General features: G+C 73.5%; 17 protein-coding genes. 10 read left to right on the top strand and 7 right to left on the bottom strand.

Annotated elements, in window-relative coordinates:
* The first annotated feature begins 153 nt into the window (after positions 1-153).
* Entirely contained in the window at positions 154-2547 is a 2394-nt protein-coding gene (locus tag ABTZ58_RS12315; protein WP_351354155.1) for a cation-translocating P-type ATPase, read from the top strand.
* 34 nt (positions 2548-2581) lie between these two features.
* On the opposite strand, the gene ABTZ58_RS12310 is transcribed toward ABTZ58_RS12315, so the two are convergent.
* From ABTZ58_RS12310 to ABTZ58_RS12295, 3 genes are all read right to left on the bottom strand, one after another.
* Complete coding sequence (locus ABTZ58_RS12310; RefSeq protein WP_351354152.1) at positions 2582-3490, bottom strand: hypothetical protein; 909 nt, start codon at positions 3488-3490, stop codon at positions 2582-2584.
* Between the two features lie 195 nt (positions 3491-3685).
* Positions 3686-6802: a sacsin N-terminal ATP-binding-like domain-containing protein gene (locus tag ABTZ58_RS12305; RefSeq protein ID WP_351354150.1), complete on the bottom strand. Its 3117-nt coding sequence runs from the start codon at positions 6800-6802 to the stop codon at positions 3686-3688.
* Positions 6803-7081: 279 nt separating this feature from the next.
* Positions 7082-8008 carry a DUF3027 domain-containing protein gene (locus ABTZ58_RS12295; protein ID WP_351354147.1) on the bottom strand — a complete coding sequence of 309 codons (927 nt, stop codon included), beginning with the start codon at positions 8006-8008 and terminating at the stop codon, positions 7082-7084.
* A gap of 251 nt (positions 8009-8259) precedes the next feature.
* Here ABTZ58_RS12295 and ABTZ58_RS12290 point away from each other — a divergent pair, with 251 nt between their 5' ends.
* The 4 genes from ABTZ58_RS12290 (at position 8260) to ABTZ58_RS12275 (ending at position 11762) form a co-directional block, all read left to right on the top strand.
* Positions 8260-9693, top strand: a complete 1434-nt coding sequence (locus ABTZ58_RS12290; protein WP_351354407.1) for an MFS transporter — start codon at positions 8260-8262, stop codon at positions 9691-9693.
* A gap of 62 nt (positions 9694-9755) precedes the next feature.
* The gene (locus ABTZ58_RS12285) at positions 9756-10229 is read left to right on the top strand and encodes a DUF2771 domain-containing protein (protein ID WP_309096084.1); all 474 of its coding nucleotides are present in this window, start codon (positions 9756-9758) and stop codon (positions 10227-10229) included.
* Positions 10199-10924, top strand: a complete 726-nt coding sequence (locus ABTZ58_RS12280; protein WP_351354144.1) for a futalosine hydrolase — start codon at positions 10199-10201, stop codon at positions 10922-10924. The genes ABTZ58_RS12285 and ABTZ58_RS12280 overlap by 31 nt, the downstream gene beginning before the upstream one ends.
* Positions 10914-11762, top strand: a complete 849-nt coding sequence (locus ABTZ58_RS12275) for a 1,4-dihydroxy-6-naphtoate synthase (protein ID WP_351354141.1) — start codon at positions 10914-10916, stop codon at positions 11760-11762. The genes ABTZ58_RS12280 and ABTZ58_RS12275 overlap by 11 nt, the downstream gene beginning before the upstream one ends.
* Before the next feature lie 18 nt (positions 11763-11780).
* Here ABTZ58_RS12275 and ABTZ58_RS12270 read toward each other — a convergent pair whose 3' ends face one another.
* Positions 11781-12164 carry a cold-shock protein gene (locus tag ABTZ58_RS12270; RefSeq protein WP_010035896.1) on the bottom strand — a complete coding sequence of 128 codons (384 nt, stop codon included), beginning with the start codon at positions 12162-12164 and terminating at the stop codon, positions 11781-11783.
* A gap of 162 nt (positions 12165-12326) precedes the next feature.
* Here ABTZ58_RS12270 and ABTZ58_RS12265 point away from each other — a divergent pair, with 162 nt between their 5' ends.
* The gene (locus ABTZ58_RS12265) at positions 12327-12575 is read left to right on the top strand and encodes a hypothetical protein (protein ID WP_309096081.1); all 249 of its coding nucleotides are present in this window, start codon (positions 12327-12329) and stop codon (positions 12573-12575) included.
* Here ABTZ58_RS12265 and ABTZ58_RS12260 read toward each other — a convergent pair.
* Positions 12554-13177, bottom strand: a complete 624-nt coding sequence (locus ABTZ58_RS12260; protein WP_351354137.1) for an HAD family hydrolase — start codon at positions 13175-13177, stop codon at positions 12554-12556. The two genes, ABTZ58_RS12265 and ABTZ58_RS12260, sit on opposite strands and share 22 nt — an antisense overlap.
* Before the next feature lie 142 nt (positions 13178-13319).
* Complete coding sequence (locus ABTZ58_RS12255; RefSeq protein WP_351354134.1) at positions 13320-14315, bottom strand: hypothetical protein; 996 nt, start codon at positions 14313-14315, stop codon at positions 13320-13322.
* A 152-nt stretch (positions 14316-14467) separates the two neighbouring features.
* Between ABTZ58_RS12255 and ABTZ58_RS12250 the strand changes: the two genes are divergently transcribed.
* The 3 genes from ABTZ58_RS12250 to ABTZ58_RS12240 all read left to right on the top strand — a co-directional run bounded on the left by ABTZ58_RS12250 (position 14468) and on the right by ABTZ58_RS12240 (position 17594).
* Complete coding sequence (locus tag ABTZ58_RS12250; RefSeq protein WP_351354131.1) at positions 14468-17005, top strand: helicase-associated domain-containing protein; 2538 nt, start codon at positions 14468-14470, stop codon at positions 17003-17005.
* Between the two features lie 166 nt (positions 17006-17171).
* The gene (locus ABTZ58_RS12245) at positions 17172-17303 is read left to right on the top strand and encodes a hypothetical protein (protein WP_257784341.1); all 132 of its coding nucleotides are present in this window, start codon (positions 17172-17174) and stop codon (positions 17301-17303) included.
* 108 nt (positions 17304-17411) lie between these two features.
* On the top strand, positions 17412-17594 hold the full coding sequence (locus tag ABTZ58_RS12240; protein WP_351354128.1) for a hypothetical protein: 183 nt from the start codon (positions 17412-17414) through the stop codon (positions 17592-17594).
* On the opposite strand, the gene istB is transcribed toward ABTZ58_RS12240, so the two are convergent.
* Positions 17572-18804, bottom strand: a complete 1233-nt coding sequence (istB, locus tag ABTZ58_RS12235) for an IS21-like element helper ATPase IstB (protein WP_351354125.1) — start codon at positions 18802-18804, stop codon at positions 17572-17574. The two genes, ABTZ58_RS12240 and istB, sit on opposite strands and share 23 nt — an antisense overlap.
* A 163-nt stretch (positions 18805-18967) precedes the next feature.
* Here istB and ABTZ58_RS12230 point away from each other — a divergent pair, with 163 nt between their 5' ends.
* A complete protein-coding gene (locus ABTZ58_RS12230; protein WP_351354122.1) occupies positions 18968-20611 on the top strand; it encodes a DNA repair helicase XPB in 1644 nt (547 codons plus the stop codon).
* The last annotated feature ends 11 nt before the right edge of the window (positions 20612-20622 follow it).

Below are 20622 nucleotides of genomic sequence, written 5' to 3'. Positions count from 1 at the left end.
ACCGGAGGCACAGGGCGCACCGGAGGACCGGGGCACCGGGGCACGACCACATACAACTGCCGTACGACCACGGCACGAAGTCCGTCCTTCCCAGGTCGGATCTTCGCCGCATCCAGCGGGTGAAGCGTCACATCCGCACGTACCGTCGAAGGCATGACGCATCTCGACGCGGGTGCCCGGGCCGAGTCCGCGCGGCCGGCGACGGTCACCTCACGCGAGACCGGCCTGACCAGTGCCCAGGTGGCCGAACGGGTGGAGCGCGGTCAGGTCAACGACGTACCGGTGCGCAGCAGCCGGTCCACCGTCGACATCGTCCGGGCGAACGTCTTCACCCGCTTCAACGCGATCATCGGTGTGCTGTGGCTGATCATGCTGGTGGTCGCGCCGATCCAGGACAGCCTGTTCGGTTTCGTGATCCTCGCCAACACCGGCATCGGCATCGTCCAGGAGTGGCGGGCGAAGAAGACGCTGGACTCGCTCGCGCTGATCGGCGAGGTGCGGCCGACCGTGCGCCGGGACGGGGCCGCCGCTCAGGTCAGCACCTCCGAGATCGTCCTGGACGACGTGATCGAGATCGGGCCCGGGGACAAGGTCGTCGTCGACGGGGTCTGTGTCGAGGCCGACGGTCTTGAGATCGACGAGTCGCTGCTCACCGGCGAGGCCGACCCGGTCGTCAAGCGCCCCGGTGACCAGGTGATGTCCGGCAGCTTCGTGGTCGCGGGCGGCGGCGCCTTCCAGGCCACGAAGGTCGGCCGGGAGGCCTACGCGGCGCAGCTCGCGGAGGAGGCCTCGCGCTTCACCCTCGTCCAGTCGGAGCTGCGCTCGGGCATCTCGACGATCCTCAAGTACGTCACGTGGATGATGGTCCCGACCGCGATCGGCCTGATCATCAGCCAGCTGTTCGTGAAGGAGAACGCCTTCGACGACTCCGTCGCCCGCACGGTCGGCGGCATCGTCCCGATGGTCCCCGAGGGCCTGGTGCTGCTCACCTCGGTCGCCTTCGCCATCGGGGTGATCCGGCTGGGCCGCAAGCAGTGCCTGGTCCAGGAGCTGCCCGCCATCGAGGGCCTGGCCCGCGTCGACACCGTCTGCCTGGACAAGACCGGCACCCTCACCGAGGGCGGCATGGACGTCACCGAGCTGCGGCCGCTGCGGGACGCCGACGAGACCTACGTACGGAAGGTGCTCGGCGCGCTGGGCGAGTCGGACCCGCGGCCGAACGCGTCGCTGAAGGCGATCATCGACACCTACCCGGCCGTGGCGGACTGGCGCTGCACCCAGGCCCTGCCGTTCTCCTCGGCCCGCAGGTACAGCGGAGCCGCCTTCAGCGAGGGCGACGGGCGGAGCCGTACGTGGCTGCTGGGCGCGCCGGACGTGCTGCTGGCCGAGGACGATCCCGCCCTGGCCGAGACCGGGCGGCTGAACGAGCAGGGGCTGCGGGTGCTGCTGCTCGCCCGGGTCGAGCGGGACCTGGACGACCCCGAGGTCGCTCAGGGCGCCGAGCCCACCGCCCTGGTCGTGCTGGAGCAGCGGCTGCGGCCGGACGCCGCCGACACGCTGCGCTACTTCGCCGACCAGGACGTCAGGGCCAAGGTCATCTCCGGGGACAACGCGGTGTCGGTCGGGGCGGTCGCCGCCAAGCTCGGGCTGTCCGGGACCACCGTGGACGCCCGCCGGCTCCCCGCCGACCAGGACGGCATGGCGGACGCCCTGGACGAGGGGACGGTGTTCGGGCGGGTCACCCCGCAGCAGAAGCGGAACATGGTCGGGGCGCTGCAGTCGCGCGGGCACACCGTCGCGATGACCGGAGACGGGGTGAACGACGTCCTCGCCCTGAAGGACGCCGACATCGGTGTCGCGATGGGCGCCGGCTCGGAGGCGACGCGGGCGGTCGCGCAGATCGTGCTGCTGAACAACAGCTTCGCCACGCTGCCGTCGGTGGTGGCGGAGGGGCGCCGGGTCATCGGGAACATCACGCGGGTCGCGACCCTGTTCCTCGTCAAGACGGTGTACTCGGTGCTGCTGGCCGTGCTGGTGGTCTGCTCGCAGGTGGAGTACCCGTTCCTGCCGCGCCATCTGACCCTGCTGTCGACGCTGACCATCGGCGTCCCGGCGTTCTTCCTCGCGCTCGCGCCGAACAAGGAGCGCGCCAGGCCCCACTTCGTGCGGCGGGTGATGCGGTACGCGATCCCCGGCGGGGTCGTGGCGGCGGTGGCGACCTTCGCGACGTATCTGATCGCCCGGCAGCACTACGAGGGCGCGGGGGCGCTGGACGCCGAGACCAGCGTCGCGACGCTGACGCTCTTCCTCATCTCCATGTGGGTGCTGGCGATCATCGCCCGGCCGTACACGTGGTGGCGGATCGCCCTGGTCGCCACGATGGGCGGGGCGTTCGTGGTGGTGCTGGCCGTGCCGTGGCTGCAGGACTTCTTCGCGCTGAAGCTGGTCGGGATGACGATGCCGTGGATCGCGGTCGGCATCTCGGTGGTGGCGGCGGCCACCCTGGAGCTCACGTGGAGGTGGGTGGACCGCCGCTTCCCGGCCTAGCCGGACCGCTGTGGGTCCTGCTTACTGCACGTCCTTACTGCACGTCGACGAAGTCGCCCGTGGCGTTGACCGCCGGGGTCGTGGTCGTGCCCGCGAAGGACCAGCGGAAGTAGCCGTCCGTGGAGGCCGTGGTCGTGGTCTTCAGCTCACCGGTGCTGTTCGACTTGATGGTCTTCAGCGTGGTGTAGGTGTCGCTGCCCTTCTTGCGGAACTGCAGCTTCACCGACTGGTTGGTGTAGCCGTGGTACTTGTTGTCGTCCCAGTTGGCGCGGGACAGCTTGCCGGTGACCGTGATGGTCTTTCCCTTCTTCACCGGCTCGGGCGAGGCGTTGACCGTCAGCTTGGAGTAGCGCTGGAGCTTGAAGCTGTTGGTCGGGTCCGTCACCGCGACACCCACGTTGTCCAGGTTGGGGTCGTCCGGGTTCTCGCCGTTGAACGCGACCGCGAAGCCGGCCGCCTTCCAGGAGCCGGCGTCCTCGTTCAGCAGCGCGAACGGGTCGATCTCGACGGTGGCCTTGCAGCTGGCGACGGTCGCGGAGGAGTCCGTGCAGGTCGCGTCGTTGCTGTCGAAGTAGAAGATCGACTCCTCGAACGAGGCACCGCGGTAGAGCTCGATGCCCGCGAAGAAGTCCGCGGCGTGGATGTTGACTTCCTTGCCGTGGGTCAGCGTGAACGACACCGGGACCTTGACCAGGTTGGTCGTGCCGACGACGACGTTCTTGCCGTTGTTGACCTTGACCGACGAGAAGGTCGCGTTCAGGGCGTAAGGCAGGCCGCCCTCGGCGGCGGCGAAGGCCGACCGGCCGGAGTCGGCGTGGACGACCTCGCTGGCGGCGGCGATGTCCGCGGGCACCTTCGGCTCGGCGGCCTGCGCGGCCGGCACGGCGAGGGCGGAAAGGGCCAGGGCGCCGGTGACGGCGGCCACGGTGGCTCGGATACGCATTCGTTCTCCAGGTGGAGAGGGGCCCCGGTGCTCGTCGTCGGCTCTCGGGGCCCAAGTGATCGTGGAGTCTGTTGACTCGCATGATCAGATTCGCGAACAGGGCGCTTGGTTGTACGGCCGGTGAAAAATATGTGCGAAATTTTTCACCGGCCGGGTGAACGCCGCCTCCGGCCCGGCCGAACCCCCGTCACCGGCTCAGTCGAACCACCGGTCACGCGCCAGCTCCCGCGTACGGGACGGGTCCTCCAGCAGCGCCGCCACCTCGAACCGCCGCGGCCACTGCCCCGCCGCCCAGGCCAGTCCCGCGGCGACGCCCTCCAGGGTGGCGGCGTGCAGCACACCGTCGTCGGTGAGCCGCCAGTCGATCTCCACGCCGTCCACGACGAGTTCGTCGTGCTCCACGTAGGAGGCCGGGGTGCGCGGGCCGAGCAGCACCCGCACCGGCTCGGGCACCTCGTGCTCGGCCCCCTCGGAGGTGACCCGCCCGGTGACGGACTCGCTCAGCCGCCGCACCTGGAGCAGCTCGGCCAGGTCGGCGGCGCGGGACGGCCGTACGGGGAGCAGCGGGACGCCCTCGGTGAACGGCAGCAGGTCGGGCGAGTCGCACACCACGGCGTCGGCCGCGTCCACGACCTCCACCCGGCCGTCGACGACGGCCCGCAGCTCGTCGGGCAGGGTCACCTGCTCCGGGTCCAGCTCGGCCAGCGCGCCGTACAGCGCGTGCAGCTGAGCATCCGTCACCTTGCGCCCGGGGTCGGCGAGCCGGTCGAGCAGCTCGGCGGCCCCGCCGGGCTCGTCCAGCAGCGCGGTGACCGAGGTGCGCACGCCCAGCGCGCGCAGCACCTGCTCGTCCTCGAAACCGGTGGCGTCGGCCTCGTCGTAGAGGCCGCGCAGCAGCGGGTCGCCGCCGGCGGCGCGCAGGCCCGCCGGGCGGCGGCCGGCCAGCACCGGGTTCCCGCGCAGCCACCAGGCCGTGTAGGGGCGGACGAGCTCGTGCGTGCCGTCGTGCAGCAGGATCCGCACGGGCTGCACGATCGCGTCCCGCAGCGGCGGCCGGGACAGCAGCGCCAGCGCCTGCGCCCACTTGTCCTCGTCCACGAGGTCCAGGTCCCGTACGGCGACGATCTCGGTGGCGACCGGTGGCACGGGGCTGTCCGGGAAGCGGTCGAGGACGTCCTCGCACCACACGTCGACGGCGTCCAGCAGGCCCGCGTCGTCTGGCTCGGCGAAGTCGCCCTCGCGGGGCTCCAGTTCGTCCGGGTCGAGCACGACGTCGGTGGCGCGGACGAGCGCGAAGTCCACCAGCACCCCGCAGGCGGCCAGCGGCTGTTCGCCCCACTTGGCGGCCAGCTCGGCGTCCACGGCGGCCAGTTCGCCCTCGCGCATGACCCGGGCGAAGGGGCCGCCGGGGAAGACCAGTTCGCAGGCCGGGGCCGGTTCGCCGTCCTCGTCGGGCAGGGCGAGCGCGCCGAGCCACGGCTCGTCCCCGGGCTCAAGGCCGGCGTCCCGCACCAGCGCGAGCACGGTGTCGGCCAGTTCCTCGGCGTCGAGGGTGTCCTCCTCCCAGTTCACCGCGCCCTCGTCGTCGAGCGACGCGGCGACGGCGGCCCGCACCTGGGGGGTGGTGAGGACGGCCCGCGGGGTCGCGGGCAGCGCGCCCAGCTTCTCCAGGATCGGGTGGGCGGCCTCCGGGTGGGCGACCTTGAGCCCGAGCCGGGCCAGCACCCCCGGGTCGATCCGGGCGGTCTCCGCGCCGGGCAGCAGCACCTGCCGGGGCCCGATGGTCGTCCGCCCGTCGGCGAGAGGCACCGGCAGTCCCGACAGCCGGTCGGGGTCGACCCCGGCGAGGCTGTCGTAGAGCCGCCGCCACCAGCCCGGGTCCTTCTCCAGGCCGGCCAGCCGGTCGATCGCGTCGGTCAGCGGAACCCGGGCGACCGCCAGGGTCCGCAGCTCCGGGCGGCGTTCGAGCCCGGCGGGCAGCAGGGTGGGCAGCACCTCGGCGAGGACCCGCACGGTGTCCGCGCCGGCGCCCTCGACGAGTTCGGCCTCCCGCGGCCGCAGGGACTCGGGCAGGTCGTCACCGTCCTGGGGCGGGACCGCGGGCGGCAGGAAGGACGTGCGGGGCAGCCGCTCCAGGATGGCCCGGCGCAGGCCACCGTCCAACTCGCCCTTGCCGAGCGGCCCGGGCACGAGGTCGACGGTCCCGGCGGTCACCGGGCGCCATGCGCCCAGCAGTTCGGCGTAGGCGTCGGCGGCGCGCTGCACGAGGAAGTCGGTCAGCGGGCCGGGCGCGGCGTGCCGGCGGGTGGTGTCCAGCGGGAACGAGGCGATGAGCAGGGCCGGCACGCCGAGCGGCTCGTCGCTGGGGGTCGGGGCGTGCACGACCGGGCTGGTGCGGGGCCGGGCCGGACTGCCGTCGCTGTCGACGGGGACGGCCCAGGTGACGGACCAGTGGGGCCGCAGCCGCTCCTCGACGGGCCGGTCGGCCAGCAGGTCGGGGGTGAGGGTGCCGTGGGCCGCGGCGGTGCGCCAGTGGGTGACGCCGTCGGCGGAGTCGTCGACGACGGTGAAGGGGCCGTCGGTGCGGCGGGTGAGGGTGCGCGGCGCCTCGCCGCCGATCTCGACGACGACCTCCTCCAGGCCGGGCAGGGCGAGCAGCAGGGCGTCGTCGACGGCCCGCAGCAGCCGCTCGGCGAGGTCGGCGGCGGCCGCGTCGCGCAGCGGCAGGATGACGGCGGTGTCGTACGGGTCGGGAGCGGTGCCCTCGGCGGCGAACGGCAGCCGCAGCAGCGGCACGTGCCCGTCCCGCCGCCGGACCTCGTCGCCGAGGCCGGGGCTGTGCCGGGCGGTGTCGGAGGCGAGTTCCCGGGCCTCGGCCAGGGACCAGCGGACCCCGCCGTGCCGGCCGACCACGGCCGGCTCGTCGGTCACGGAGAGCACGGCGGCGAAGCCCACCCCGAACCGGCCGATCGAGGGCGTGTCCCGCTTGGCGGACGCGCGCAGCGTGGCCAGCGACTCGACGCCCGCCGCGTCCAGCGGGGCACCGGTGTTGGCGGCGACCAGCACCCCGTCGCGCAGGGTGAGCCGCAGCCGCCCCGGCACTCCGGCCCGGGCCGCCGCGTCGGCGGCGTTCTGGGCGAGCTCGACGACGAGCCGGTCCCGGTAGCCGCCGAGGACCAGGTCCTCCTCGGCGTTGGCGTCCTCGCGGAACCGGGCCGGGCTGGTGGCCCAGGCGTCCAGGACTCCGCGCCGCAGACGTGCCGTACCGAACGGGTCGGCACCTTCGGCGGCCGGGCGCACGAACTTGCTCACGTTGACTCTCCTCATCGGCGGCGGGGGCCGTGAGGTCGAAGGTACCGCGCTCCGCGGGGCCCCCGGACCAGCGGCTACGAGTGCCCCAGCTCCGCCACCGACTCGTCCTCCGCGTCCGGCACGGACCCCGAACCCGAAGCCGGACGCAACGGGAACGGACCCACCCACGTCTCGCCGACCACCGGCGGAGCCGCAGACGCCGGATACCAACCCCACCACCGGCCGGGCACGGCCGCGACACCAAAAGCACCGCACCCCGCAAAGCCCCCGGACCAGCGGCTACGAGTGCCCCAGCTCCGCCACCGACTCGTCCTCCGCGTCCGGCACGGACCCCGAACCCGAAGCCGGACGCAGCGGGAACGGATCCACCCGCGTCTCGTCGATGACCGGCAAAGCCGGCTGCGGCGGGCGGGGCATGACGGCGGCCTCGGAGTGGCCGCCGCAGCCGTAGGCCAGGGAGACCACGCGGCCGTCGGCCGGGGAGAACTCGTTGGCGCAGACGCCGAAGGCCTGCCCCAGGGAGCCGCCGACGGGGACGAGGAAGCCGCAGCTGACACAGGCCGCCGGGGCGGACTGGGCCATGGGGGTCTTGGGGCCGAACGCCTCCTCCCAGCGGTCGGCCGCGGTGTGCAGGCCGTAGCGGGACAGGACGCGGGCCCGGCGCATGCCCAGTTCCTCGGCGACCGCCGCGATGGAGCCGCGGGACGGCGAGACCGGCAGGCGGGACGGGGGCCCCTCGGTGACGTCCGCGTCCTCGGCCTCCACCAGGTCGGCCATCTCGTGGGACACCGCCGAGTTCGGCGCCGGCTCGTCCTCGCCCGAGTAGCCGGGCTCCAGGCGCAGGTCGTCGGCGTCCGTCGGCAGCAGGTCGCCCGGCCCCATGTCGCCGGGGCGCAGCCGCTCGCTCCACGGCACCCACTCGGGCGCGAGCACCGCGTCCGGGCCGGGCAGCAGCACCGCCTCGTCGACCGTGACGACCTTCGCGCGGGAGGCCCGGGCCACCGTCACGGCCCAGCGCCAGCCCCGGTAGCCGAGCTCGCGGCAGGCGAAGAAGTGCGTCACGACGCGGTCGCCCTCGGAGACCACGCCCACGTGCTCACCGACGATCCCGGGCGAGGCGGCCTCCTCGGCTGCGGCACGCGCGAGGTCGACGGCCTCGGCGCACAGACGGTCGGGGGTGCGGCTTCGCGTTGTCGCTGCGCTCACAGGTATCGCTTCTCTCCATACGCCGTCTCGAGTGCGCCACTCCCGGCGCCAAGGCGGGACGGAGCGGACCAGGGGACCGCGTCGACGTCCTTCATCCATTCTGCGGGATGGCTGAGATACGCACGCTACCCTTCCGCCCCGCTTCGCGTACACCGACCTGTTCCTCGGGCGACAACCCGGACAGTCACCCCACAGGCCCTATACAAGCGGTAATGGCACTACCCACCGCGTTCTCGGGGCACTATGACGTCGTGGCAGCCGCGAAGACGCCCCAGGACGCCACCGGGACCGGTGGGTCGAAAGGGGTCAAGGGAAACAGCCGACCGAGCGGACCGGGCCGTCTGGGCGGCCCCCTCCGCGCGGTCGGCCGTGCCCTGCACTTCCCGGTGACCGGCACGGCGCGCGGCATCCGCAAGGCCACCCACGCGCACGGCGCCGGCGAGTCCGGCCTGGGCAAGCTGATCGAACTGCACGGCGTGAACGGCGCCGGCGACGTGATGATCACCGTCGCCCTCGCCTCGACCGTCTTCTTCTCCGTCCCGACCGACGAGGCCCGCGGGCGCGTCGCGCTGTACCTCGCCATCACCATGGCGCCCTTCACGCTCCTCGCGCCGGTGATCGGCCCGCTCCTTGACCGCATCCCGCACGGCCGCCGGGCCGCGATGGCCGGGGCGATGCTGGCCCGGGCGCTGCTCGCGCTGGTCCTGTCCGGCGCGGTGGTCAGCGGCAGCCTGCAGCTGTACCCGGCCGCGCTCGGCGTGCTCGTCGCGTCGAAGGCGTACGGCGTGGTCAGAAGCGCCGTCGTGCCGCGGCTGCTGCCACCGGGCTTCTCCCTGGTGAAGGCCAACTCGCGGGTCACCCTGGGCGGCCTGCTGGCCACCGGCGTCGCCGCGCCCATCGGCGCCGGCCTCCAGCAGATCGGACCGCGCTGGCCGCTCTACGGCGCCTTCCTGATCTTCGTTGCCGGGACGGTCCTGTCGTTCACGCTGCCGCCGAAGGTCGACTCCGCCAAGGGCGAGGACCGGGCCCTGCTGGCGGCGGACGAACAGCACCTGCACGGGCCGCACCGCAAACCGGTCAAGCGCCCCGGGCTGCGCACGGTCGGCCCGGCCGTCACCCACGCCCTGGGCGCCAACGCCTCCATCCGCTGCCTCACCGGCTTCCTGATCTTCTTCCTCGCCTTCCTGCTGCGCGAGCACCCGATCTCCGGCCAGAGCGCCGCCGTGTCCCTGGGGATAGTGGGCGTCTCCGCGGGCGCGGGCAACGCCCTCGGCACGGCGGTCGGGGCGTGGCTGCGCTCCCGGGCGCCGGAGATCATCATCGTGACGGTCGTGGCGTGCGTGCTGGGCGCGGCGCTCACGGCCGCGGTGTTCTTCAGCGCGGTCCTGGTCGCCGGCCTGGCCGCGATCGCCGGCTTCGCGCAGGCCCTGGCCAAGCTGTCCCTGGACGCGCTGATCCAGCGGGACGTGCCCGAACTGGTGCGGACCTCGGCCTTCGCCCGTTCCGAGACGCTGCTGCAGATGTCCTGGGTGCTGGGCGGGGCGGTCGGCATCGCCATGCCCCTCAACGGCACGCTCGGGCTCGCGGTGGGGGCGGCGATCGTCGGCGCCGGGTGGCTGACGACCGTCCGGGGGCTGATCGGCTCGGCGCGGCGCGGGGGCTCGGGGCGGGCGCGTGTGGCGTAACCACGCGGTCACGTCACACCCCGCGTGGGAGCTCCGCCCGGCAGGCCCGATAGCCTTCCGCCATGAACACGTTGCAATCCGCTGTGCGACGCCGCCGCGCCGTCGCCGTCGCCGGTGTCGTATCCGCCGGACTGCTCGTCCTGTCGGCCTGTGACAAGCCGACGCCGATGGCCACGGTCACCGTGGGCAGCGACTCGGTGAACACCGAGGCCACCTGTGGTGGTGAGGGCGACGCGCTGAAGCAGTCCGACCTCACGCAGTGCCTGAAGGACAAGGGTGTCAAGAGCATCTCCGTCGACCCGGACGAGACCGTCCGGTTCGGTGTCGACCCGGAGATCGCCGACAAGGGCTGGACGATCCTGATGAACGGTCAGCCGCTGACCGACGCCAGCAAGAAGACGTACCGCACCATTCCGGGCAGCGTGTTCTTCAACGCCCAGTACGGCGCGCAGGGCAACTCGACGCTGGTCTCCATCAAGGAGGGCGACAAGGAGCCCTCGGGTCTGTGGAACTTCAAGCTGAAGAAGGACGCCTGATCGCTGCCGCCGGGCCTCCCCGGGTGCTGATCGCCACCGCGGTTCCCGTGGAGAGGGACGCGGTGGCGGCGGGCCTTGCGGTCGCCCACGGCGGCAGCGGGGCTCGGCTCGACGCGGTCGCCGTCGGTGTCGGGCCCGCGCTTGCCGCTGCCTCCACCGCCTCCGCCCTCACCGCCGCCGCCCTTCAGGACAGGCCCTACGACCTCGTCGTGTCCGCCGGGATCGGGGGCGGGTTCCAGCCCGAGGCGCCCGTGGGGTCGCTGGTCGTCGCCGACGAGGTCGTGGCGGCGGATCTGGGGGCGGAGACCGAGGACGGGTTCCTCCCGGTCACCGAGCTGGGCTTCGGGACCGTCCGCCGCCGGCCGCCCCCAAAGCTCGTGCGGCGGGTCGCCGAGGCCACCGGGGCCCGGGCCGGGGCCGTGCTCACCGTGTCCACCGTGACCGGGACGGCCGCCCGGGCCGCCGCCCTCCGGGAGCGGCACCCGACCGCCCTCGCCGAGGCCATGGAGGGGTTCGGGGTCGCCGAGGCCGCCGTCGCGCAGGGCGTGCCCGTGCTGGAGATCCGCGCGGTCTCCAATCCGGTCGGCCCCAGGGACCGGGACGCCTGGCGCGTCCCCGACGCCCTGGCGGCGCTGACCGAGGGGTTCGGGAAGCTCGTGCCCGTCCTGGAGAGTTGGAACCGGCATGACAGTTGAGCAGCTGCAGATCGCGTACTCGCCCTGCCCGAACGACACGTTCGTCTTCGACGCCCTGGCCCACGGCCGCGTCCCCGGCGCCCCCGCCCTCGACGTGACCTTCGCCGACATCGACATCACCAACGGCATGGCCGAGCGCGGCGAGTACGACGTGCTGAAGGTGTCGTACGCGGTACTGCCCTACGTCCTCGACGACTACGCCCTGCTGCCCTGCGGGGGCGCGCTGGGGCGGGGCTGCGGGCCGCTGGTGCTGACGCGGGAGGCGGGCGTCGACCTGACGGGGCGGACCGTGGCGGTGCCGAGCGAGAAGTCCACCGCCTACCTGCTGTTCCGGCTGTGGGCCGCGGACACGCTGGCGGGTGGGGTCGGCGAGATCGTCGTCATGCCGTTCCACGAGATCATGCCGGCCGTGCGGGACGGGAAGGTGGACGCGGGGCTGGTGATCCACGAGGCGCGCTTCACGTACCACACCTACGGGCTGCACAAGCTCGCCGACATGGGCGAGCACTGGGAGCAGACCACCGGGCTGCCCATCCCGCTCGGCGCGATCATCGCCAAGCGGTCGCTGGGCGAGGAGCGGCTGCGGCTGCTGGCCGACTCCGTCCGGGCGTCCGTGCGGGCGGCCTGGGACGACCCGGAGGCGTCCCGGCCGTACGTCATGGCGCACGCCCAGGAGATGGACCCGGCCGTCGCCGACCAGCACATCGGGCTGTACGTCAACGAGTTCACCGCCGGCCTCGGCGCGGACGGCTACGCCGCGGTGCGCGGACTGCTGACGCGCGCGGCGGCCGAGGGGCTCGTACCGCCCCTCGGCCCGGACGCGCTGCGGTTCCCCTGAGCCCGCGGCTCCTAGGGCTCAGACGTCCAGCTGGTCGGCGACCGCGCGCAGCAGGCCGGCGATCTTCTTGCCTGCGGTCTTCTCGGGGTAGCGGCCGCGCTCCAGCATCGGCGTGATGTTCTCCAGGAGCGTCGTCAGGTCCTGGACGATCGAGGCCAGCTCGTCAGGCTTCTTGCGGGTCGCCGCCGCCACGGACGGGGTCGGGTCCAGGATCGTCAGGGACAGCGCCTGGTCGCCGCGCTGTCCGGCCACGACCCCGAACTCCACGCGCTGTCCCGGCTTGAGCGTCTCGACTCCGGCGGGGAGGACCGAGGAATGGACGAAGACGTCACCGCCGTCGTCGCGGGAGAGAAAGCCGAAGCCCTTCTCGCTGTTGAACCACTTGACCTTGCCGGTAGGCACGTCTGTCCTCGTCCTCGTACTCGTCGGAAAACTGCTTCTGAAACGGCTCTTGATAGCACTCGGGCGGGTCGTACGACCCGCCGGTACCAAGGCTAATGCTCTTGCAGCCGGTGACAAGACGTCACCCGGTCGTTCCTTCGCGCTGGGAACTACCCTGGTCGGGTGCGTGACAAAACCCAAACGAATTCCGCCGCGCCCGGTGACCGTCTGGTCCGTGCCGGAGCCGTCGTCTTCTTCATCGGCGCCGTGGCCACACTGGTCACGGTCGCCCCGCTGTTCCTCGGAACGGAACCCTTTCCGACGTACATGTTCGGATTGAGCATGCTCATGGCGGTCGGATTCCTGATGGCCGGTGCGGGAGTGCTGCGTTCCGTCGCGGCCGGCCGGCGTCAGGCGCGCGCGGGGCGGTAGTCCGAAAGCCACCCGGGGAATTCGCTCAGGTCGGTGAGGACGACGTCCGCGCCCGCCGCGCGCAGCTCCTCCGGGGAGCAGGGGCCGGTCGCCACGGCGACGGAGAGGGCCCCGGCCGTGCGGGCCCCGCGGACGTCCCCGACGTGGTCGCCGACGTAGACGGCCGCCTCGTGCTCGCGCAGGGCCTCGGCCTTCTGCTCGGCCCACAGGTCGCCGATGACCGCGTCGGGCTCCAGGCCCAGATGGGCCAGGTGCAGCTTGGCGTTGGGCTGGTACTTGGCGGTGACGACGATCGCCTGCCCGCCCGCCTGCCGTACCGCCGCGATGGCCTCCCGGGCGCCCGCCAGCGCCGGGGTCGCCGCGATGGCGATCGTCGGGTACATCGCCCGGTACTCGTCCGCCACGGCCTCCACCTCCTCGGCCGGGAACCAGTTGACCAGCTCCTCGGCCAGCGGCGGCCCGAGCCGGGTGACGGCCAGATCGGCGTCGATGTAGGTCCCCGTCCGCTCGGACAGCGCCTGGTAGCAGGCGCGGATGCCGGGACGGGAGTCGATGAGGGTCATGTCGAGGTCGAAGCCGACGGTGAATGCCATATGGGCCATTGTGCCCAGCCGGTGTGAACGGCAGACGCCCGCCCGGGGCGACTAGGGCCTCTCGTTTGGATCAGGCCGCAGACGCGCGGCCTGGCACGCACATCTGCGGCGTTGTCGTCCCTGTCCTGCGACCTGATCCAAACGTCAGGCCCTAGCGGCGGCGCTGGGAACGCCAGATCAGGAACAGCGCCGACGTCACGGCCGCGCCCCGCACCACCCAGGGCCAGGTCTGCGCCACCGCGTCGTTCATCGCGCCCTCGGCGATCGGCTCGCCCCAGCGGCCGTCCATCCTGCCCCAGAGCCACACCAGGCCCGCGGCCACGGCCGTGCTCGGCAGGATCACCACCGCCCACTTCGTCTCCGCCGGGGTCAGGCGGCGCGAGGCGTAGGCGATGAGCCAGCCGAGGAGGAGCACGAACCAGTTGCCGAGGACGGCGCCCGCGACGAGCAGGGCGGCGGCGCCCAGGAGGAGCGGATTGCTCCAGCTTCCGGCGGCGGGCAGGCCCGGGAGCCGACGGCGGCCCTTCCGCCCGGCCTCCGCCACCGGTTCGGCCGCCTCGACTGCGGAGGCGGGCTCCGTCCCCGCCGGCTCCGCCGTCCGCTGCGGCGGCGGTTTCAGCAGGTCGGGCAGCTCCACCCCGCCCACGAAGCCCGGTACCTCGTCCCCCACGCCGAAGGGGCTGCTGTCCACCCGCCACCAGTCCGGCCGGACCGCGCTGTCCCCGAGCTCGTGCCCGGCGGCCAGGTGCGGTGGCGCCGGGCCGTCGGAGCGCGCGGGCCGGGCCTCCTCGACGGGCCCCGCCGGGCGGGGACGCGGCACGACACGCCGTACGACCCCCCTGGGCCGCTCCCGGCCCCGCGGTGCGCGGTCGGGCTGCACGGGAACGGCGGCGGGGGCGGCGGCGCCCTGCGGCTCACGCCCGTCCGCCGCTGCCGCCACCACCTCGTCGGGGCTGCCCAGGCGGGTCAGGATGCGCCGGACGGCGGCCGGCGAGTCGACGGTGGCCCTGGCGCGGCGCCGGTCGATCTCGTTGCGCAGGTCCGCGACCAGGCGCATGCGGGTGGCCGACGACAACTGCCGCTGCTGGGCCACGTCGCCGACGCGGCTCAGATACTCGTAAACGACCTGGTCGCTCTCAATCCCCACGAAGTCCCCTCCGGGGCGGGTGCGTTGCGTGACGCCGTCGCCCGACGGTACCCCGAGGAGCGGTGACGCTTCCAAAAGGCCGTGGGGCGTCCGGGTGCGAGGCGGCGCACAGTCGGCCCGGCCGCCGGAGGCGACCCGCTACCGTGGACCGGATGAGCACCGAGGACAGGCCTGTGGCCCCCCGCTCCCTCGCGGAAGCGCTCCGCGCGCGGGGCGACGCCGCGCTGGCCGCGCTCCTGCGCAGCCGACCGGATCTCATCACGCCGGTGCCCGCCGACCTCACCCAGCTCGCGACCCGGGCCGGCACGCGCGCCTCGGTCGTGCGGGCCCTGGAGCGACTCGACCGGTTCACCCTGCAGACGGCGGAGGCACTGGCCGTGGCGGCGGACCCGGCGACCTACGACGAGCTGCTCGCCCTCATGGCGGGCGACGCGGCCGACCCGGCCGTCGTGGCCGCACTGCCGCGCGCCGTGCACGTGCTGCGCGAGCAGGCCCTGGTGTGGGGCGGCGACGACCGGCTGCGGCTGGTCCGCACCGCCCGTGAGTTGCTGGCGCCCTCGCCGCAGCACCCCTCGCCGACGGGGCTCGGCCCCACCGTGCGGGAAGCCACCGCCGGGATGTCCCCGGGGCGGATCCAGGAGATCGTCACGACGGCCGGGCTGCCCTCCACGCACGACTCCGTCTCCGCGGTGACCGCCCTGACCGGCCTGTTCGGCGACCGCGAACGGATGGCGGCGCTGCTCGCGAAGGCCCCGGCCGACTCCCTGGAGGTACTGGAGCGGCTGGTGTGGGGGCCGCCGTACGGGCACGTCACGGCCGATCCGGCGCCCCGGCTGCGCTGGCTGCTGGACCGCGGGCTGCTGCTGCCGACGGCGCCCGGGACGGTCGTCCTGCCGCGCGAGGTGGCCCTGCATCTGCGCCGGGGCCTGGCGCACCGGACGCCCGAGCCGGTGCCGCCGGTGGTGGAGGCGGCCGCGGCGCACCGTCCACAGGTTGTGGACAGCACGGCGGCCGGGCAGGCGTACACCGCGCTCGCGACCGTCGAGGAGTTGCTGAAGGACTGGGACGAGGGCGGGCCTGCGGTGCTGCGGGCCGGGGGCCTGAGCGTGCGGGACCTGAAGCGGACCGCCGTCGCCCTGGACGTGCCGGAGCCGGTCGCCGCGTTCTGGGTGGAGCTGGCGTACGCGGCGGGCCTGATCGCCTCCGACGGGGAGGCCGACGAGCGGTTCGCGGCGACCCCGGCCTACGACGAGTGGCGCGAGCAGCCCCCCGCCGAGCGCTGGTCCCGCCTGGTCACGGCGTGGCTGGCGGCTACCCGGACGGCCGGCCTGGCCGGCGGGCGGGACGCGAAGGACCGGACGCTGTCCGCGCTCGGCCCGGGCCTCGACCGGTCGGCCGCGCCGGAGGTACGCCACCGGGTGCTGGCGCTGCTGGCCGCGCTGCCGGAGGGTGCCGCGCCGGACCCCGAGTCGGTGCTGGCCCGGCTGCGCTGGGAGCGCCCCCTGCGCGGCGCCCGGCCCGAGGACGACCTGCGCGGCCGGCTCGCCCGCTGGACGCTGTCCGAGGCGGAGCTGCTCGGCGTCACCGGCCGGGGCGCGCTGTCGGCCCACGGCCGGGCCCTGCTGGGGGCGCCCCCGGCTCCCGCGAAGGGCCCGGTGCCGGAGCCCTCGGGCCCGGGCGACAAGCTGCCCGTCCACCACCACCGCACCGCCCCGCTCACGCCCCTGTCCTTCCCCGAGCAGGCCGTCGCCTCGGCCGCGGCGGCCCGGCTGCTCGCGCCCCTGCTGCCCGAGCCGCTGGACCACGTGCTGCTCCAGGCCGACCTCACGGCGGTGGCGCCCGGGCCCCTGGAGCGGCCGCTGGCCGACATGCTGGGCGTGCTGGCGGACGTCGAGTCCAAGGGCGGGGCCACGGTCTACCGGTTCACGCCCGGGTCGGTGCGGCGCGCCCTCGACGCCGGGCAGACCGCTTCCGACCTGCACGCCTTCCTCGCGGCGCACTCCCGTACGCCGGTGCCGCAGCCGCTGTCGTACCTCATCGACGACGTGGCCCGCCGGCACGGGCAGCTGCGCGTGGGCGCGGCCTCGGCGTACGTGCGCTGCGACGACGACGCGATGCTGGGCGAGATCCTCGCCGACAAGCGGGCGGCCGGCCTGGGGCTGCGCCGGCTCGCCCCGACCGTGCTGGCCGCGCGGGCCGACCCGGCGGGGCTCCTGGAGGGGTTGCGGGCGATGGGGTTCGCGCCGGCCGCCGAATCCGCCGAGGGCGACGTGCTGATCACCCGCGCGCTGGCCCGCCGCACCCCGCCGCGCTCCGCGCCCGAGCCGGTCCCGGACGGCCCGCCCGTGCCCGACGACACCCTCCTCGCGGCGGCGCTGCGGGCCATCCGCGCGGGCGACCTCGCCTCCACCACGCCGCGCAAGCCCGGCACGGCCCCGGCCGCCGACGGGGCGCTGCCGCGCACGGACTCCGCCGAGACCCTCGCCACCATGCAGGCCGCCGTGCTCACCGGCGAGGCCCTGTGGATCGGCTACGTCAACGCCGAGGGCACCGCCAGCCAGCGGGTCATCGCCCCGATCCGCGTGGAGGGCGGTTTCGTCACGGCGTACGACCACACCGCGGACGAGGTCCGCACGTATCCGCTGCACCGGATCACCGGGGTCGCGGAGCTGGCGGACGACGCGGGCTGACGGCCCGCCGGGCCTCTCACCCGTTCGGGTGCATGCCGGCGTTCATGCACGCCACGCCGGGGATGTCCCACGCTCGGGCGACGTTGCCGGGCGCGCCGCATCACGCCGGGTGCCCGGGGGCAGCCACAGGGTGTCCCTGTGAGCGCTGTCGAAAGGAACTCCCAGCATGCGCGTTGTTCGTCGAGTCGCCGCCGTCCTGGCCACCGCCGCCCTGATGACGTTCGGGGGGCTGGCCACTCCGGCCTCCGCGGTCAGTATCGATGTCGCCGGCCTCGTCCTGGAGACGCCGCAGATCTGACCGGCTCCCGCGCCCGTCGGGCCGGTCCCCGCGTCCGGGGGCCGGCCCGCGGACGCGGTCTCCTCGGAAGGCCCTGTTCCGTCGTCTCCAGAAAGGCCCTGTCGTCCGATGCGTGAGAAACTGCCCGCCGTCGCCCTCACCGCCTTCGCCCTCGTGGGCGTGCTCGCGCCCTCCGCCGCGGCCGCCGGCGCGTTGCCCCTGCCGCTGCCGGCCGCCGAGCCGCTGGTCACCGAGGGAGTCACCATCGAGGGCCCGCTGGTCCAGAACGTCACTCTTCCCACGCTGCGCTAGCGCGCCGGGTCCGGTAGCTCTCGCCGTCCAGCCGCACGATCTCGGCGTGGTGGGCGAGCCGGTCGGTCATCGCCGGGGCGGACGCGCCGAAGACCTCGTTCCAGCGGCCGAGGGGGCGGTCGCTGGTGACGATCAGGGAGGCGCGCTCGTAGCGGTGGGCGACCAGCCGGAACAACAGCCCGGCGGTGTCCGGGTCGAAGGGCGTGTAGCCGACCTCGTCGACGATCAGGAGGGGGAGTCCGTCGAGCGCGGCCAGCTCCGCGTCGAGCCGGCCCGCGGCCCGGGCGTCGGTCAGCCGGGCGGCCCACTCGGCCGCGGTCGCGAACAGCACCCGGTGCCCGGCCTGGCAGGCCCGCACGCCGAGGGCGACGGCCAGGTGGGTCTTGCCGGTGCCGGGCGGGCCGACGAACACCACGTTGCGCCGGGCCGTGACGAACTCGGCCTTGCCGAGCCGGGCCACGGTCTCCCGGTCGAAGCCCCGCGGGTGCCGCTCGTCGAAGTCCTCGAGGAGCTTGCGGGCCGGGAAGCCGGCGGCGCGGATCCGGGCCTCCGCCTCGCCGTCCGGGTCGGGCTGCCGGGGCACGGACGGCGTGGCCGCCGCGGTCTCGGGCCGGGGCTCGGGGGCGGGCTCGCTCCGGGTGCGTTCCACGGGCGGCCGGTCCGCGTGCCCGCGATCGGCGTGCGCGGCCATCGGCCCGGACATGTAGGCCAGGATCGCCGCCGAGAAGATGAACGCCATGTGGATCACCGTCCCCCACAGCAGGGCGTGCTGCGAGGTGTGGTGGACGTCCACGAACATCTGCAGCAGGTGCACCGAGGAGATGCCCACGATCGCCGTGGCGAGCTTGACCTTCAGCACGTTGGAGTTGACGTGCGAGAGCCACTCGGGCTGGTCGCGGTGGCCCTGGAGACCGATGCGGGAGACGAACGTCTCGTAGCCGCCGACGATGACCATGATCAGCAGGTTGGCGATCATGACGACGTCGACCAGCTTCAGGACGGCGAGCATGACGTACGTCTCGGTGGCGTGCCCGCTCACGCACATGAGGATTAAGGTCCACAGCTCCTTGAAGAACTTGTAGACGTAGACGCCCTGGGCGGCCACGAGCCCGAAGTACAGCGGGGCCTGGAGCCAGCGGGTGGCGAACAGGGCGTATCCGAGCGTGGTGGTCGGCGGATTCTGCACCCCGCCATTCTTCGGGACCGCCATGGAAAAAGTGAATTCACACCACACTTTGGGATGAATAGGCATTCAGTACGACCGGAGCCGTTCCGGGACGCGCACGTCACAGCGCCGGACGCCGACGATCAGGCACACTGGACGTTTGGCCGAGCACTCACGCCAGGGTGCCGCCTCCAGAAAGGGACCCGCGTTGAACGGACCTCTCATCGTCCAGTCCGACAAGACCCTGCTCCTGGAAGTCGACCACGAGCAGGCCGACGACTGCCGTCGGGCCATCGCGCCGTTCGCCGAGCTGGAGCGGGCGCCGGAGCACATCCACACCTACCGCGTGACCCCGTTGGGTCTGTGGAACGCCCGCGCGGCCGGGCACGACGCCGAGCAGGTCGTGGACGCGCTCGTGCAGTACAGCCGCTACCCGGTGCCGCACGCGCTGCTCGTCGACGTCGCCGAGACGATGGACCGCTACGGCCGCCTCACCCTCTCCAAGCACCCGGCGCACGGCCTGGTCCTGACGACGACGGACCGTCCGGTGCTGGAGGAGGTCCTGAAGTCGAAGCGGATCGCGCCGCTGGTCGGCGCCCGGATCGACCCGGACACGGTCGCCGTGCACCCCTCCGAGCGCGGCCAGATCAAACAGACGCTGCTGAAGCTGGGCTGGCCGGCGGAGGACCTCGCCGGGTACGTCGACGGCGAGGCGCACCCGATCGAGCTGGCCGAGGACGGCTGGGCGCTCAGGCCGTACCAGAAGCAGGCGGTGGAGAACTTCTGGCACGGCGGTTCGGGCGTCGTCGTCCTGCCCTGCGGTGCCGGCAAGACGCTGGTGGGCGCCGGGGCGATGGCGCAGGCGAAGTCGACGACCCTGATCCTCGTCACGAACACGGTCTCCGCCCGGCAGTGGAAGCACGAGCTGGTGAAGCGGACCTCGCTCACCGAGGAGGAGATCGGCGAGTACAGCGGGACGCGGAAGGAGATCCGGCCCGTCACGATCGCCACGTACCAGGTGCTGACGACCCGGCGGAAGGGCGTCTACCCGCACCTGGAGCTGTTCGACTCCCGCGACTGGGGGCTGATCCTCTACGACGAGGTGCACCTGCTGCCCGCACCGGTCTTCAAGTTCACCGCCGATCTGCAGGCGCGCCGCCGGCTCGGCCTCACCGCCACCCTGGTCCGGGAGGACGGCCGGGAGTCGGACGTGTTCTCCCTGATCGGGCCCAAGCGGTTCGACGCGCCGTGGAAGGAGATCGAGGCGCAGGGCTACATCGCGCCCGCCGACTGCGTGGAGGTCCGGGTCAATCTGACGGACTCCGAGCGGCTCGCGTACGCCACGGCCGAGGCGGAGGAGAAGTACCGCTTCTGTGCGACGACCGCGACCAAGCGGAAGGTCACGGAGGCGATCGTGCGCCGCTTCGCCGGGCAGCAGATCCTGGTGATCGGCCAGTACATCGACCAGCTCGACGAGCTCGGCGAGCACCTCGGGGCGCCCGTGATCAAGGGTGAGACGTCGAACGCGCAGCGGGAGAAGCTCTTCGGCGCCTTCCGCGAGGGCGAGATCAGCGTGCTGGTGGTGTCCAAGGTCGCGAACTTCTCGATCGACCTGCCGGAGGCGACGGTGGCGATCCAGGTCTCGGGCACCTTCGGCTCACGGCAGGAGGAGGCCCAGCGCCTCGGCCGGGTGCTGCGGCCCAAGTCGGACGGCCACCAGGCGCACTTCTACTCCGTGGTCGCCCGGGACACCATCGACCAGGACTTCGCCGCGCACCGGCAGCGCTTCCTGGCCGAGCAGGGGTACGCGTACCGGATCATGGACGCGGACGAACTGCTCGCGGAGAACTGACCCGGGCCCGG

This window comes from Streptomyces sp. NPDC094143, assembly GCF_040303825.1.
Taxonomy (GTDB): Bacteria; Actinomycetota; Actinomycetes; order Streptomycetales; family Streptomycetaceae; genus Streptomyces.
Note: the sequence above shows the minus strand (reverse complement) of the source record. Positions and strands in the feature narration are given on the sequence as shown.